This window comes from Fulvivirga sp. AWR4_260, from assembly GCF_056158185.1.
Genome location: NZ_JBSWSU010000015.1, coordinates 1,179,339 through 1,194,113, shown reverse-complemented (window position 1 = coordinate 1,194,113; position 14,775 = coordinate 1,179,339). Strand labels below are relative to the sequence as shown.

10 protein-coding genes are annotated in these 14,775 nt (G+C 37.9%); 7 read left to right on the top strand and 3 right to left on the bottom strand.

What is annotated here, in order from left to right:
• Window positions 1–18 precede the first annotated feature (18 nt).
• Both ACXACQ_RS11580 and dnaG read right to left on the bottom strand, forming a co-directional pair.
• Window positions 19–1,248: a bifunctional 3,4-dihydroxy-2-butanone-4-phosphate synthase/GTP cyclohydrolase II gene (locus ACXACQ_RS11580; RefSeq protein WP_474976109.1), complete on the bottom strand. Its 1,230-nt coding sequence runs from the start codon at window positions 1,246–1,248 to the stop codon at window positions 19–21.
• Between the two features lie 83 nt (window positions 1,249–1,331).
• Window positions 1,332–3,251 carry a DNA primase gene (gene dnaG / locus ACXACQ_RS11575; RefSeq protein ID WP_474976108.1) on the bottom strand — a complete coding sequence of 640 codons (1,920 nt, stop codon included), beginning with the start codon at window positions 3,249–3,251 and terminating at the stop codon, window positions 1,332–1,334.
• Window positions 3,252–3,527: 276 nt separating this feature from the next.
• On the opposite strand from dnaG, the gene ACXACQ_RS11570 reads away from it, so the two are divergent.
• From ACXACQ_RS11570 to ACXACQ_RS11540, 7 genes are all read left to right on the top strand, one after another.
• Complete coding sequence (locus ACXACQ_RS11570; protein ID WP_474976107.1) at window positions 3,528–4,622, top strand: Mrp/NBP35 family ATP-binding protein; 1,095 nt, start codon at window positions 3,528–3,530, stop codon at window positions 4,620–4,622.
• Between the two features lie 7 nt (window positions 4,623–4,629).
• Complete coding sequence (locus ACXACQ_RS11565; protein ID WP_474976106.1) at window positions 4,630–4,935, top strand: NifU family protein; 306 nt, start codon at window positions 4,630–4,632, stop codon at window positions 4,933–4,935.
• Between the two features lie 106 nt (window positions 4,936–5,041).
• Window positions 5,042–7,966 carry a choice-of-anchor J domain-containing protein gene (locus tag ACXACQ_RS11560; protein WP_474976105.1) on the top strand — a complete coding sequence of 975 codons (2,925 nt, stop codon included), beginning with the start codon at window positions 5,042–5,044 and terminating at the stop codon, window positions 7,964–7,966.
• Between the two features lie 16 nt (window positions 7,967–7,982).
• Complete coding sequence (locus ACXACQ_RS11555) at window positions 7,983–9,059, top strand: D-alanine--D-alanine ligase family protein (protein ID WP_474976104.1); 1,077 nt, start codon at window positions 7,983–7,985, stop codon at window positions 9,057–9,059.
• Between the two features lie 277 nt (window positions 9,060–9,336).
• Window positions 9,337–10,113 carry a PASTA domain-containing protein gene (locus ACXACQ_RS11550; protein WP_474976103.1) on the top strand — a complete coding sequence of 259 codons (777 nt, stop codon included), beginning with the start codon at window positions 9,337–9,339 and terminating at the stop codon, window positions 10,111–10,113.
• A 5-nt stretch (window positions 10,114–10,118) separates the two neighbouring features.
• Complete coding sequence (locus tag ACXACQ_RS11545) at window positions 10,119–12,029, top strand: T9SS type A sorting domain-containing protein (RefSeq protein WP_474976102.1); 1,911 nt, start codon at window positions 10,119–10,121, stop codon at window positions 12,027–12,029.
• A gap of 5 nt (window positions 12,030–12,034) precedes the next feature.
• Window positions 12,035–12,322 (top strand): rhodanese-like domain-containing protein, encoded by a 288-nt coding sequence (locus tag ACXACQ_RS11540; protein WP_474976101.1) that lies wholly within the window; start codon window positions 12,035–12,037, stop codon window positions 12,320–12,322.
• A gap of 41 nt (window positions 12,323–12,363) precedes the next feature.
• Here the strand turns inward: ACXACQ_RS11540 and ACXACQ_RS11535 are convergent, their stop codons facing one another.
• Window positions 12,364–14,577, bottom strand: a complete 2,214-nt coding sequence (locus tag ACXACQ_RS11535) for a glycoside hydrolase family 3 C-terminal domain-containing protein (RefSeq protein ID WP_474976100.1) — start codon at window positions 14,575–14,577, stop codon at window positions 12,364–12,366.
• Window positions 14,578–14,775: the final 198 nt, after the last annotated feature.

Below are 14,775 nucleotides of genomic sequence, written 5' to 3'. Positions count from 1 at the left end.
AGAAAGAGTTTCCGCACTTTATTTTTTTTCTTTTAGAATCTGATGTCCCATCTTATCCCTCTTAGTTTGAAGGTAAGCTGCATTATGTTCGTTAGGCTCTATTTCAATAGCCACATTTTCTACTATTTCTAAACCATAACCTATTAACCCTACTCTTTTCTTAGGGTTATTAGATATTAACCTGATCTTATGAATGTTTAGGTCTCTAAGAATTTGAGCTCCTACTCCATAATCCCTTTGGTCCATCTGAAAACCTAATTTTAGATTAGCCTCCACAGTATCTAGCCCCTCTTCTTGTAATTTATATGCTTTCAGTTTATTTACCAAACCAATGCCACGGCCTTCTTGGTTCATGTACAACACTACTCCCTTACCTTCTTTTTCAACCATTTGCATGGCTGCATGCAGTTGTCCGCCACAGTCGCATCGGCACGAGCCAAAGATATCACCTGTTACGCATGAGGAGTGCACCCTTACCAATACTGGCTCAGTTTCATCCCATTCACCTTTTATTAACGCCAAGTGGTTATCACCTGTGTTAGTTTGCTTATAGGCCACCAATTTAAAATCTCCATAATCGGTAGGCATATTTACATTTTCGACCTCTTTAACTATTAAGCTTTCTTGCTTTACACGGTATTCGATAAGATCTTTAATTGATACTAGCTTTAGGTCAAATCTTTCTGCAACCTTCACTAAATCTGGTAGGCGGGCCATTGTCCCATCTTCATTCATAATCTCTACTAGCACACCAGCAGGTGTTAATCCGGCTAGTCTTGCAAAGTCAATGGCTGCTTCTGTATGTCCTGCTCTTCTAAGTACTCCTCCTCTTTTGGCTTTTAAAGGAAAAATATGCCCCGGTTTACCTAATTCTTCCGGATCAGTAGCCGGATCGGCCAATGCTTTTATCGTTTTATATCTATCATGAGCAGATATCCCTGTTGTACATCCGTGCCCAATTAAATCTACCGATACAGTGAAAGGAGTTTCAAATGTGGCCGTATTTCTCCCTACCATTAATTCCAACCCTAACTCCTCACACCTTTCTTCTACTAAAGGAGTACAAATTAAACCTCTACCGTGGGTAGCCATAAAGTTTACTATCTCTGGCGTAATACACTCTGCAGCACAGATGAAGTCACCTTCATTCTCTCTGTCCTCATCATCTACCACAATTATTACCTTGCCATTTTTTATATCTTCAACAGCTTCTTCAATGGTATTTAGTTGTATTTTTTCCTGACTCATTAACTCTTTGTTTTAACAAAATTATATCTTTTGATGGAGTTTAAAAATTGCCATTAGCCTAGGCGCAATGCACTCCACATTAATTATCTCACGATTACTATTCCTAAACTTTTTGCCAGTTCCATTTCTGACTTTTTCAGTTCAGCATGAATTCTAAAGTGTTTATCTTCCGTTTCTAAATCTTTGGCCTCTTTTAATTTAGCCATGTTATCAGCTATTAGTTTTTGCACCACCCTAAACTTCAACCTTAGTACATTGGTGAATACGACATTTTCAAGTATATCGTTTTCGTTTGGCACAAATATTTGAAATTGATTAAACCAACTTTTACTTACCTCATGCCTGTCAGTAATCAGGTCAGCTACTAAACTTTTAACTTCAGAAGATCCGTTCTGCATAAAATATTGCCCATCAGCAATGCGTCCCTGCTCAAGTTCCTTTTTAAAAGTCTCTAGTATTTCTATGTAAATGGGAGTTACAAACTCTACACCTTCAAACTGTTCCAAAAGGTAATCGCACAGCCTGTATTCTTCTTCTATTTCATGCCCTCCGTAGTTAATCAGAAGCCTAATACTCTCCCTCTCCTGCAAAGAAACAATTGAGTCAGCATTTTGAGCTGGTTCTGTTTTGGTTTCTACCAATAACTCCTGAAGTGCAGCCTCACTGGCTTGCTCATCAGCCTGCTTGGTCTCCACCTTCTTTTTGGTGCCTATTACAATCTTATTGAGCTCAGAAAAAAGCACTGATTCCTCAATATCGAGTAAGCGAGAAGTCTCTTTAATATAAACTGAGCGCTTAATAGGGTCCGGTATTTTACCAATACTACCCACTACTTCTTTTATAGACTCTACCTTTTTTATAGGATCACGCGCGGCATCATTAGCGTAAAGCGAAGTTTTGAAGGCAATAAAATCTTGCGAGCTTTCGTCTAAATACTTTTTAAATTCTGATGTACCAAGTTTTTGAGAGTAACTATCGGGGTCTTCTCCCTGAGGAAAAACCACAACACGTACATTCATACCCGCCTCCAAAATCATGTCTATACCTCTTAAAGAAGCTCTAAGACCAGCGGGGTCACCATCAAAAAGTACCGTTATATTCTCAGAAAAACGGCTGATTAGTTTAATCTGATCATCGGTTAAGGAAGTTCCCGATGAGGCTACCACATTTTCTATATCCGATTGATGCAACGAAATAACATCAGTATACCCTTCAACTAAGTAGCAATTATCATATTGCCGAATAGCCTTTCGAGCCTGATAAATTCCGTAAAGTATCTTACTCTTATGATATACCTGTGTTTCTGGGGAATTTAGATATTTGGGTTTGGCATCCTTTTTAAGAGTACGCGCGCCAAACGCTATTACCTTGCCCGATACATTATGAATAGGGAATATAACACGACCTCTAAACCTATCGTATTTTTTATCTTCCTTTTTAATTAAAAGCCCTGCTTTTTCAAGAATATCTTCACTGTAAGCATTTTTTACTGCTTCTTTAGAAAAACCATCCCATTGGTCTAAGCTATAACCAAGATCAAACTGCTCTATAGTCTTCTCATTAAACCCGCGCTCTTTAAAGTAAGATAGACCTATAGATTTACCCTCATCATGTGTTTTTAATACCTTCTTATAATAATCTTTGGCATAATTAAGCACAATAAACAGGCTATCTCTCTCATTCTGATGTTGAAGCTGTTCATCTGTCTGAGCTTCTTCCTCTATCTCTATTCCATATTTTTTAGCCAAGTAGCGGATAGCCTCCAAATAATTAAGGCCATCATGCTCCTCCACAAAAGAAATGGCATCACCGGCTTTACCACAGCCGAAACACTTATATATACCTTTGGCGGGAGCTACAGAAAAGGATGGAGTTTTTTCACCATGAAATGGGCAACATGCCCATAGGTTTTGCCCCTTTCGTTTTAAAGTAACAAAATCAGAAATCACCTCCTCTATGTCCATACGCTCTTTAACAGCGTCAATTGTACCTTGCGAAATCAATTAAAATCCTTCCCTTTATTATTATACATTAAACTAATCTAAACTCTACGAAGTTCAATCCGTATTGCAAACTTATACGGTATTTTTATGAAAGTAAGTACCGAAGCATACAAAAGTAAAACTAAGTATTATATAAGCTTAATTTTCAACAAATTACATAGTAAACTTAGCTTTTACCACAAGAAATTTGTAATGCAAATATTAAAAAAAGCAAAAGTTATAGGCTAAATTGCAAGTCCATTTAAAAATAAGGAAAAAGGAAGGGGAGAATCATTAATGAAATTCACAGAATCAGATATTATTAAGGCACTTTCTACAGTGAATGACCCAGATCTTAAAAAAGATTTGGTAACACTTAACATGATTAAGGATGTTGAAGTTTACAGTGACGTTGTAAAATTCACTGTAGAGCTGACTACTCCGGCATGTCCCTTAAAAGAGATCATTAGAAGGGATTGTATCGCAGCAATTCATAAGCATGTAGATAAAGACCTAAAAGTAGACGTTCAGATGTCATCTAACGTAACTACAACCAGAGATAGCTCTCCGTTATTGCCCAATGTAAAAAACATAATTGCCGTATCATCAGGAAAAGGAGGGGTAGGTAAATCAACAGTTGCGGCCAACTTAGCAGTGGCACTAGCCCAAGAAGGAGCAAAAGTAGGATTAATTGATGCTGATATTTCTGGACCATCTGTCCCTACCATGTTCAACTGCGAAAGGGAACAACCAGGCGTAAAACAGGTAAATGGAAAAAATGTAATTATTCCACTAGAGCAATATGGTGTAAAACTAATATCTATTGGATTCTTAGCTCCTGCCGAAGATGCCATCGTATGGAGAGGTCCTATGGCAAGTTCAGCTTTAAAGCAATTTATTTCTGACACTGACTGGGGTGAATTAGATTATCTGATCATAGATCTACCTCCTGGCACCAGTGACATTCACCTTACTATGGTGCAGACAGTACCTGTAACAGGCGCTGTAATTGTTACCACTCCACAAAAAGTGGCCTTAGCTGATGCCGTAAAAGGAGTAGCCATGTTTAAGCAACCTCAAATTAATGTACCTGTATTAGGTATAATTGAAAATATGGCTTATTTTACACCAGAAGAGCTTCCTGACAATAAGTATTACATATTTGGTAAAGGTGGTGGACTGAACTTATCAGAAAAGTTCGATGTTCCTCTACTGGGTGAAATACCTATCGTTCAAAGCATTAGAGAGAGTGGAGATAGTGGTTATCCTGCTGTATTAAAAGAAGGAGTAACAAAAGCTGCATTTTCTGAGTTAGCTGAAAAGCTTGCCAGAGAGGTAGCCATAAGAAATGCTAATTTTTCAGAAACAAAGACCGTAGAATTTAAAGTATAATAACATAATGGAGACGGCCAATTCATTAACAATGGATGAATTAAAAGCACTAATTGATTCAGCCTTAGATAATATTAGACCTTACCTCAAAACTGATGGAGGTAATGTAAAACTATTAGAAGTAACTGATGATCTTGTGGTAAAACTAGAATTACTAGGAGCCTGTGGCTCGTGCCCCATGTCTACCATGACACTGAAAGCAGGAGTTGAAGAAGCTATTAGAAAAGTAGTACCGCAGGTAAAAGCTGTTGAAGCAGTCAACATCACTCATCCTGATGACCCTGCCGCCAAGCTACCTAATAATTTAATGTAATCTGCAAGCCTAAGCCTAACTTATCATCATGTTAAACAAGACCTTACACAACCTATTATCAATAGGTTGTTTTTTATTTTCTGCCCTTTTTATTTCTTTTTCATCAATGGCACAGCAACGCTGCGCCACTGTGCAGTACGAACAAATGCTCTCGCCTAATCAAAATAGTGAGCAGCGAAAAGCCGAGTTTGAGTCGTGGTTAAATGAAAAGATTGTAGCAAGAAGAGCCCGATTGAAGCAAGGCAGAGAAGCCGCTACTGTTTACACCATTCCTGTGGTAGTACATGTAATACATAGAGGTGAAGCAATAGGTTCGGGTTCTAATATTAGTGCATCGCAAATCCAATCTCAAATTGATGTTCTTAACGAAGATTTTAGAAAAATGAACGCTGATGCGAGCAACACGATAACCCAGTTTAAAGGACTCGCAGCAGATGTAGAACTACAATTCACCTTAGCGAAAAGAGATCCGGAAGGATTACCTACCAATGGTATAACCCGAACAAATGGAGAAAGAGAAAACTGGGACATAACAGAGAACTATCAATTAAAAAGCTTATCATATTGGCCTAGTGATCAATATTTAAACATATGGGTCGCTAACTTAGCTAATGATTATTTGGGCTTTGCTCAGTTTCCTGAAACGAATTTATTAGCAGGTATTGGAGACAGAAGCAACAACGAAAAAACCGATGGATTAGCCATTCATTACTTGGCCTTCGGCTCTATCCAAAAAGACCCTACAGCCAACCTATCTAACACTTATGACCTAGGTAGAACTACCACACATGAGCTAGGACATTATTTAGGCCTCAGACATATTTGGGGAGACGGAGGTTGTGGCGTATCTGACTATGTGGATGACACCCCTGACCAACAAACCTCTTATACGCAATGCCCTGATATTACAGCCCCTCAAACTTGTGGCTCTGTAGATATGTATCAAAACTATATGGATTACACCCCAGATGCGTGCATGTCTTTATTTACGGAAGGTCAGAAAGAAAGAATAAGAACTGTAATAGAAAATAGCCCGCGCAGAGCGAGCTTAAGAAATGCAAAAGGAGGTATAGCCCCTGTTGCTACCACCAACGATCTAGGTATAAGAAAACTTTTCACCCCAGAAGTAGCAGATTGCTCTGATGTGATAACGCCAAGTATACAAGTCCGAAACTATAGTACTAATACTATTACATCTGCCACCATTGAGTTTAAGATAGATGGTGCTTTAGTTGAATCAAAAAATGTATCCCTTACATTGGCTCCACTTGAAACAAGCACAATCAATTTCAATAATTACAGCTTCGGATCTAATGCTAATTATACAGCTTCTTTCGAAATTACTTCTGTAAATGGAGGTGCCGATAACAACGCAGACAACAATCTAAAATCAATAGAGGTTAAGCGACCAGTTACTATAACAGAATTTGACATCAACTTTAATAGCTTACCTAGCAACTGGGAAATTTATAACCCTGATGGCAGAACTACCTGGCAAAAATCAAATACAGATCCGTCTCATGCCAGTGCTTTGCAAATGCTATGTTATTATGAAAATAATGGCGACTATGATGTGTTTAGATCTCCTGCCATAGACTTAACCGATACAGAAGTTGCTGTATTGCTTTTTGATGTGGCCTACGCATATAGCAATAAAAATAATCACGAAGGTCTATTAGTTACAGCTAACAGCTTCTGTGGCGATGACTTTGATGGCGCTGATACATTATTCTTTAAAACAGGTGACGACCTCTCCAACATAGCCCAATTTAGTTACTACTCTCCATCATCAGCCAGTGAATGGACTACTAATGCAATAGACCTCCAAGCATATTTGGGACAAAAAATTAGCCTTTCGTTTATTGCTCTAGGCACCAATGACAATAACATTTACATAGACAATATTAAACTAAATAAATCTGAAAAGACAGATTTGGCCATCAGCCAAATTATCTCACCTACGCCAGTGGCCTGTAATCCTTCAGAACTTATGTTTAACATCAAAAACCAAGGCACTAAGGCACTGGGTGAATTTACAATTTCTTGCTCGTTAGACAGTGTTACTATAGTTTCTGAGCTGAAATGGCAAGCAAGCAATGGTGACTCATTAGACATTGGAGAAGTAATTCCTTTCACCTTTGAGCTCCCTGAGTATGGAGAAGGGCGACATATATTGAACATATCAGCATTACCGCCCGCATCTAAACCAGACATAATTACTGAAAACAACATAATTCAGTATGAATTCTATATCAATAGCAACAATGATTATCTCCCTATAAAGGAAAATTTCGAAAACTATGCCCAATCTCAATGGATAGTAACCAACAACGATGGAGACATTACTTGGGATACGCTAAAAGTAGAAGACAACACTTTTATTTATGTAGATAATTCAAGGTATAATGCTGTAAATCAAGAAGATTGGATAGTAAGTCCTACTTTAGATTTCTCCTCAGCTCCTTATGCTATACTCTCTTTCAGTAGAGCTTACTCGGGCAGCAATGAAGACAGTGATCAATTGAGCGTATTTCTCAGTGACAACTGCGGAGAATCATACGATTATATATTGTATAATGAAGGTGGAGATAATTTACACACCGCTGACTTTAGCGACACGCCCACTAAAGAAGACTGGCAAAAGGTTTACATCAATATTTCTGAATTTACCGACTTAAACGAGGTAAAAATCGCTTTTAGAAATATTAACGGCAATGGACGAAATATCTACCTAGACGATATTTCTGTATTTGTCAACTCTAATTATGAGGTATCAGGAATTAACGAAGTATACCCTAACCCGTCTAGCGGTATAATCAACATCACGTTTGATTTACCTAAAAAAGAACTGGCCAACATCAAAGTAATTGATGCCACAGGCCACTTATTATATGAAGGCAACTACCCCAACACCTTAAATCAAACTTATCAGATAAATTTATCTGGTAGAGGCTCAGGCATGTACTTCATAAAGTTAACCAGCGACTCATACTCAGAAGTTAAAAGAGTCGTTTTAAAAGGTACGCATTAATTTTATACATACTTAAATGAACGAAAAACAAACCATTGCTATCCTCTTCGGAGGTAAATCTGTAGAACACGACATATCTATTAACTCAGCTAAAAATGTTTACCAGTTTTTAGATAAAGACATCTACACCCCGCTTTTAATAGGAATCAGTAAAAGTGGAAAATGGTTTTTAAAATCTGAAATTGATAACAATTTCAATTCTTCAGATGAATTAATGCTTAGTTTAAACCCTGACAAAAAAGGCTTTTATAATTTAAACAACAGCGAATTTCTCATCCCTGATGTTATTTTCCCTGTGCTGCATGGAACAGACGGTGAAGATGGAAGTATTCAGGGAATGCTAAAAGCCGTGGGCATTCCTTTTGTAGGAACGGGCGTTTTAGGCTCTGCTATATCTATGAATAAATTATATTCTAAACGCTTACTTGAGTCTGCAGGCATACCTGTTAGCAAGTACATTTCGTATGAATATAGCAACAAAGAGACTATAGACTTCAACCATTTAAAATCTACACTCGGTATTCCTTTTATGGCAAAGGCGGCAAACCTTGGTTCATCCGTAGGAGTGCATAAGGTAAACTCCGAAGAAAAATTTCAGAGTATAGTTGAAGATGTTTTCAAATTTGACAATACCATAATTTTCGAGCAGTTTATAAAAGGGCGAGAGCTAGAATGCTCAGTAATGGGCAACAAAGTACCACAAGCCTCTTTACCTGCTGAAATTGAAATAAGTGACGCGTATGAATTTTACACATACGAGGCGAAGTATTTAGATCCTAATGCCGTAAAACTACATGTGCCTGCAGAGGTTAGCCAACAGGTGTCTGAGCAAATTCAAGCCCTGAGCATCCAAAGTTATCAAGCACTAAAATGTGAAGATTTTGCTAGGGTTGATCTTTTCTTACAAGAAGATGGAAACATACTCATCAACGAAATAAATACTATTCCAGGATTTACCAATAGCAGCATGTTCCCTATGATGTGGAAAGAAAGAGGTATTGAATTTACCCCTCTCCTAACCCAATTAATAAATATGGCCAAAGAAAGGGATCTACAGCAGCAGCGTGTCTCAAAACTATTTGAGAACCACTAATACATTCATTAATACCAAAAGGCCTGTGCAAATTCACAGGCCTTTTGGTATTAATACATACAATAAAGAGTACTAATAAGCACGGTAAACACGCAGCTCGATATTGTTTAAAAAACAGAAAACAAAATAAATACAGGTATTACTAATTGATTTATTAATATTACTAGATTAAAATATTAGATTCGCACTTATCTTTTGTAAGCCTAGCTAAATTTAATTTTAGGTATTTACAAGAATTCAGTAAGTTTGAACGTTAAGTATACCCAGAGTAAGCAGAATGAATATAAAACCTACTTCACTTAAAAGCTTTTTAATTCAGTTAGTAGCAGCCATTATACTATTAATTGTTTTCTCATACACATTTTTTAATGCATACCTTCCTTCGTATACAAATCATGGTGAAACCATAACTGTACCGGAAATTGTTGGTATTCATATGGATAACATTGAAGAGTTCTTAACCAAAAGAAATTTAAGGTATGAGGTTAACGATTCTACTTACTCAGAAGACTACCCTCCTCTAACCATAGTAAAACAATACCCTAAAGCAGGTAGTAAGGTAAAGGAAAATAGAAAAATATTTATTTCTATCAACCGTGTAGAGCCTCCTACCGTGCCAGTGCCAGACTTGGTAGAAAGGTCTTTAAGAAATGCTGAGGCAGTGCTAAAAAGTAATGAACTCAAGAGAGGAGAAATCATTTACAGACCTAGCCAGTTCTTTGATTTGGTATTAGAAATGCAAGTAGATGGTCAAAAAATAGAAAAAGATGCTCGTATACCTAAAGGCTCAGTAATAGACCTAGTAGTGGGTGATGGCTATGGCCAATCGGTATTCCCTGCACCACGTTTAATTGGCAATGAGTTTAACGATGCTAAATTCATCATATTAGGTTCTAACTTAGGTGTAGGTGTAATTACTTTGGAAGGAGATACTACAGGCATGAAAGCCATCGTTACCAGACAAAACCCTGAACCCGGTTCTCAGGTTAAAGTTGGAGACGCCATTGATGTATGGCTTACACCAGCCTATTCTGAAGAACCCGAAACTAATTAGATTATATGCAAAACCTTAAAAGCTTAATCATAATAAGCATTTTTATACTGAGCTATGGCACTACCATGGCTCAAATGCATTATATACCTTTACCTCAAACCAACAAGAATTCAAAAAAAACAAATAGACCCAACGCCAGAGAGCAGGCAGATAGTCTATTAACGCTTCCTTTTTGGGATGACTTTTCATTTTCCACTGGCACTTTGAGTGATAGCTTATGGGTTACTGACACAGGCGCAGCACTTAATTCGGGGCTTGCAGTGAACCCTCCAACCATAGGTGTGGTATCATTTGATGGCTTGGACCAAAGTGGAAACCCATACAGTGCTAATACCAGCAGTAATGGGCCTATAGATTCATTGGTGTCGCAAGCCATAGACTTATCAGAGCTTACCGTTACAGACAATATATACCTTAGTTTCTTTTATCAATTTGGAGGAAACGGTGAAATCCCTGATGAAACAGATTCCATTACCGTAAAAGCAAAACAAAGTGATGGCTCTTGGCACATCATTTGGCCAAATAATATTAGCGGAGCCATTATCCGCGATGGTGATTTTAACCAAGCCATTGTGCAAATTGATGCTGAAGAATACTTTCATGCTAATTTCCAATTTTCGTTTCATGCTTACGGACGCCAATCCGGAAATTATGACGTATGGAACTTAGACTATGTGTATATGAACAAAAACAGGACCTTAACAGATACATCATATCCTGATAGAGCCATATCATATAGCGACTATGGTATATTTGGAGAATACACCTCCGTGCCGCTAGAGCTTTTCGATTCATATACAGCCGTAAATAACAACTTCTCTATTTATAGTTTAGATAAGCCTGGAGATCAAGAACAACCATTTAGCTTTGATCAGAAAGTAGAAATTTACAACTATGGCGATGACACAGTAAAAATAACTAGAGAAAAAAATGATATAAGAACAAGCAGAATTGCTCCTAGAGAACGTATTACACTAACCACAGACAACAGCATTATCCAATCCGGTGACATTTTATCTAATTATGCATCAGCTGAAGTGAATGTTACCACTATTCTAAAAGCCTCAGACAATGTACCAGCTACCCCACAGGGTGGAGGTAGTGATTACAATCCTGAAATATATGCTCCTATAGACTTCAGAAGCAATGACACCTTAACAATAAACTATAAGCTGGACGACTATTTTGCCTATGACGATGGCACTGCAGAAACAGGTGCTGGCTTAAACTATAATGGAGACTTCTTAGCCTACGCGTTTACTATACCTGAAGGACAATCATATATGTTAAGTTCTATAGATATGTATTTCCCGTATGTAGGAACATCTCCATCCGGAAAAGGTATTACTTTAATGGTTTGGGATGATGATAACGGGCAGCCCGGAATAGCTCGGTCTGTCACTAGCTCTTATGCAACTCCAAGTGAACTCAACACTTTTGTAAGATTACAACTCAGCTATGGAATAGAAGTAAGTGGGAAATTCTATATTGGCTATGAGCAAACTACAGCAGGGGAAATGGCTATCGGCTTTGATAAAAACACTGATACGCACGACAAAATTTTTTACAAAGTAGATACCGACTGGCTAAAAGCTTCTGATGATGACTTAAGCCTAAAGGGAAGTTTAATGATGAGGCCCGTACTGGGAGAAGGTGATACCATAACCTCAATTAACGACCCTGTAGTGGAAGAAATAGAAATTTACCCTAACCCTTCAACGGGCGTATTCCAAATCAAAGGAAATTTTGAAACTTTACAATTAATTGATTTAAAAGGCAGCAAACTTAATTATTATCTTGATCGGAATAACGATATTTGCACCCTCAATATCAGCCACTTACCTAATGGACTATATATACTTCAGATGGTAAAAGGGCAGAGAGTTTTAACGCAAAAAATTATCAAGTCCGATTAGTAAACATGGGACAGATCACAGTCCAAGAACTAGAAGAAAAAAGAAAATTATGCCCCAACGACATCGTGGTCATAGATGTGCGAGAAAAGTGGGAATATAATGAGAGAAATATTGGAGCTCGGAACATACCTCTTTGTGAACTCCCAAGGCATTTAACAGAGCTAAAAGATCATAAAGAGATTATTCTTCATTGCAGAAGCGGTAGAAGAAGCAACCAGGGCAGGAAATACCTCATCCAACAAGGCATTAAAGCTTATAGCATTGACGAAACTGTAAGCTCATTATTAGATTAAAAAAACAAGGGCGAAGTGATAATTTACTTCGCCCTTGTTTTTTATAAAGTTATAGCGGCTTGCTGCCTTATATCTCTTGAAGAACTACCTACTAGAATATTAAATTCGCCAGCTTCTAACACCCACTTACCTTGTTTTTCACTATAAAATTTAAAAGCATCTGCAGTTAATGTTAACTCCACTGATTCACTTGCCCCAGGCTCCAGAAACACCTTCTTAAAACCTTTAAGCTCCTTCACTGGCCTCTTTACCGTAGACTCCACATCACTTACATACAACTGAACCACCTCAGCTCCGGCCTTACCTCCATTATTCTTAATATTCAACTTTACTTTTACCTCTTCTCCTTCTTTCAAAACAGAAATATCGCTATATTCAAAAGTAGTGTAAGATAACCCATGCCCGAAGCTAAATTGAGGAGCCACATTGTAAGTATCATTATACCTGTACCCTACGAATATGCCTTCTTTATATTCAACATGTGTAGTATCAGCATTGCCAGGGTATTCTCCCATTACATGTGCAGGTGATTCATTAAGCGTCTTAGGAAAAGTGACAGGGAGTTTACCCGAAGGGTTTACCTCTCCGAATAACACTCTAGCAAGGGCATTTCCGCCTTCCATACCTGGATACCAAGCCTGCAATATTCCTGGTACATCTGCCACCCATTTTGTCATATCAACGGGCCCTCCCCCCATAAGTACTATTATAGTTTTAGGGTTAGCACCTACCACTTTACTTATCAATTCATCCTGAGCAAAAGGCAAATTCATGTTAGGCTTATCCGATCCTTCCATGTCAAACGCTCCTTCATTCCAAGCTGTGCCATAACCGTGGTTCCACCCTCCTACATATATTACATAATCTGCACCTGACGCTTCTTTTACAGCAGCGTCAACTAACTCTTCATCTACCTCTCCATCACGTTGTACTTTATACCCTGTAGAGTAGGTAATTTCCACATTTTGGTCAGCCAAAAAATTCTTAATTCCTTGTAACGGGGTAATCTCATACTTAGCTTTTACTTGTGAGCTACCTCCCCCCATTGACATCAAATCATGAGCATTAGCACCGATCACAGCTATTTTCTTTACATCTTTGTTTAAAGGCAGTAAATCACCATCATTTTTTAACAACACTATGGCCTCCTCTGCAATCTTCTCAGCGGTTTGTTGATGCTCCGGAGTACTAAAGCTACCTTCTTGTCTTTTGTCAAACATGTGTGTAGCATACATCACTCTTAAAATTCTTCGTACTTTGTCATTTAACAATTCTTCTGAAACCTCACCCGATTTCAGCATTATTAATGCACTATCAGCCAAATAAAACTTGTTATAATCAATATTTGGTCGTTGGCCAATATCCGTCCCCATTTCAATGTCAGTACCATATTCTAATGCTTGTTTAGTATCATGCACAGCACCCCAGTCACTGACCACTAAACCTTCAAATCCCCACTCACCTTTCAATACATCGTTAATCAAATAATCATTATGAGTTGCAAACTGCCCTCTAAACTTATTATATGACCCCATAAGTGTCATCACGCCTGCCTCTTGAACTGCAGCTTTAAAACCAGGCATGTAAATTTCCCTCAACGCCCTTTCACTAATATCTACATCTATAAATGACCTGTTAATTTCTTGATTATTGGCAATATAATGTTTAACGCAAGCCGCAATACCCTGATCCTGCACACCTTTTATATACCCCACTGCCATTTTTGAGATTAGATAAGGGTCTTCACTTAGATATTCGAAGTTCCTCCCATTCAGAGGAGTACGCATAATGTTAATACCAGGACCTAGAATAACGTCCTTACCTCGCTTATTGGCCTCACTACCTAAAACGCTACCAAACTTATAGCCAAGCTCAGGGTTCCAGGTAGCTGCCAAGGTAATACCTGTAGGCAAATATGTAGCAGAATCATTGACCGTACCTATAAGATCCCAGCCTCTTCCATGCTCTGGCCTTACTCCATGCGGGCCATCTGACATGGTTAACTCAGGAATATTTAATCTTTTAACTCCTCCAGAAGTAAAAGAAGAGCTAGCATGTATCATGCTTACCTTTTCCTCCAGAGTCATTTTATCTATAAGTGCAGTAATTTCATCCTCATGCTCCATTAAAGGACTTTTAATTTCAGGAACATCAGCTTCTGTCATGTCGGTGGTCTCTACCGTGCCGCATGAAAACATTGATAGCAGAAAGCAAAACAAAAGTATTTTGCTCAAAATAGCGTTTTTGTAAATCATGAGTAAGGATTTAATTTTGATTTAATAATTGAATTTATCATTCATAGGGAAACGTAAATATATTAATATAATAAGTTTATCATTAACCTAGGATCATTTGTACACCTAAAATAAACTTTTATCCCCCTTCATCATAAGAGACTCAGCACTAGATATTGGCAGAATTATCAACATTCCACTTCCTTTACAAACCATCAA

Bases quoted from the DNA above. Each gene is read 5' to 3' on its own strand.
- ACXACQ_RS11580 (WP_474976109.1), bottom strand. From the start codon at position 1,248: ATGAGTCAGGAAAAAATACAACTAAATACCATTGAAGAAGCTGTTGAA.
- ACXACQ_RS11570 (WP_474976107.1), top strand. From the start codon at position 3,528: ATGAAATTCACAGAATCAGATATTATTAAGGCACTTTCTACAGTGAAT.
- ACXACQ_RS11565 (WP_474976106.1), top strand. From the start codon at position 4,630: ATGGAGACGGCCAATTCATTAACAATGGATGAATTAAAAGCACTAATT.
- ACXACQ_RS11560 (WP_474976105.1), top strand. From the start codon at position 5,042: ATGGCACAGCAACGCTGCGCCACTGTGCAGTACGAACAAATGCTCTCG.
- ACXACQ_RS11555 (WP_474976104.1), top strand. From the start codon at position 7,983: ATGAACGAAAAACAAACCATTGCTATCCTCTTCGGAGGTAAATCTGTA.
- ACXACQ_RS11550 (WP_474976103.1), top strand. From the start codon at position 9,337: ATGAATATAAAACCTACTTCACTTAAAAGCTTTTTAATTCAGTTAGTA.
- ACXACQ_RS11545 (WP_474976102.1), top strand. From the start codon at position 10,119: ATGCAAAACCTTAAAAGCTTAATCATAATAAGCATTTTTATACTGAGC.
- ACXACQ_RS11540 (WP_474976101.1), top strand. From the start codon at position 12,035: ATGGGACAGATCACAGTCCAAGAACTAGAAGAAAAAAGAAAATTATGC.
- ACXACQ_RS11535 (WP_474976100.1), bottom strand. From the start codon at position 14,577: ATGATTTACAAAAACGCTATTTTGAGCAAAATACTTTTGTTTTGCTTT.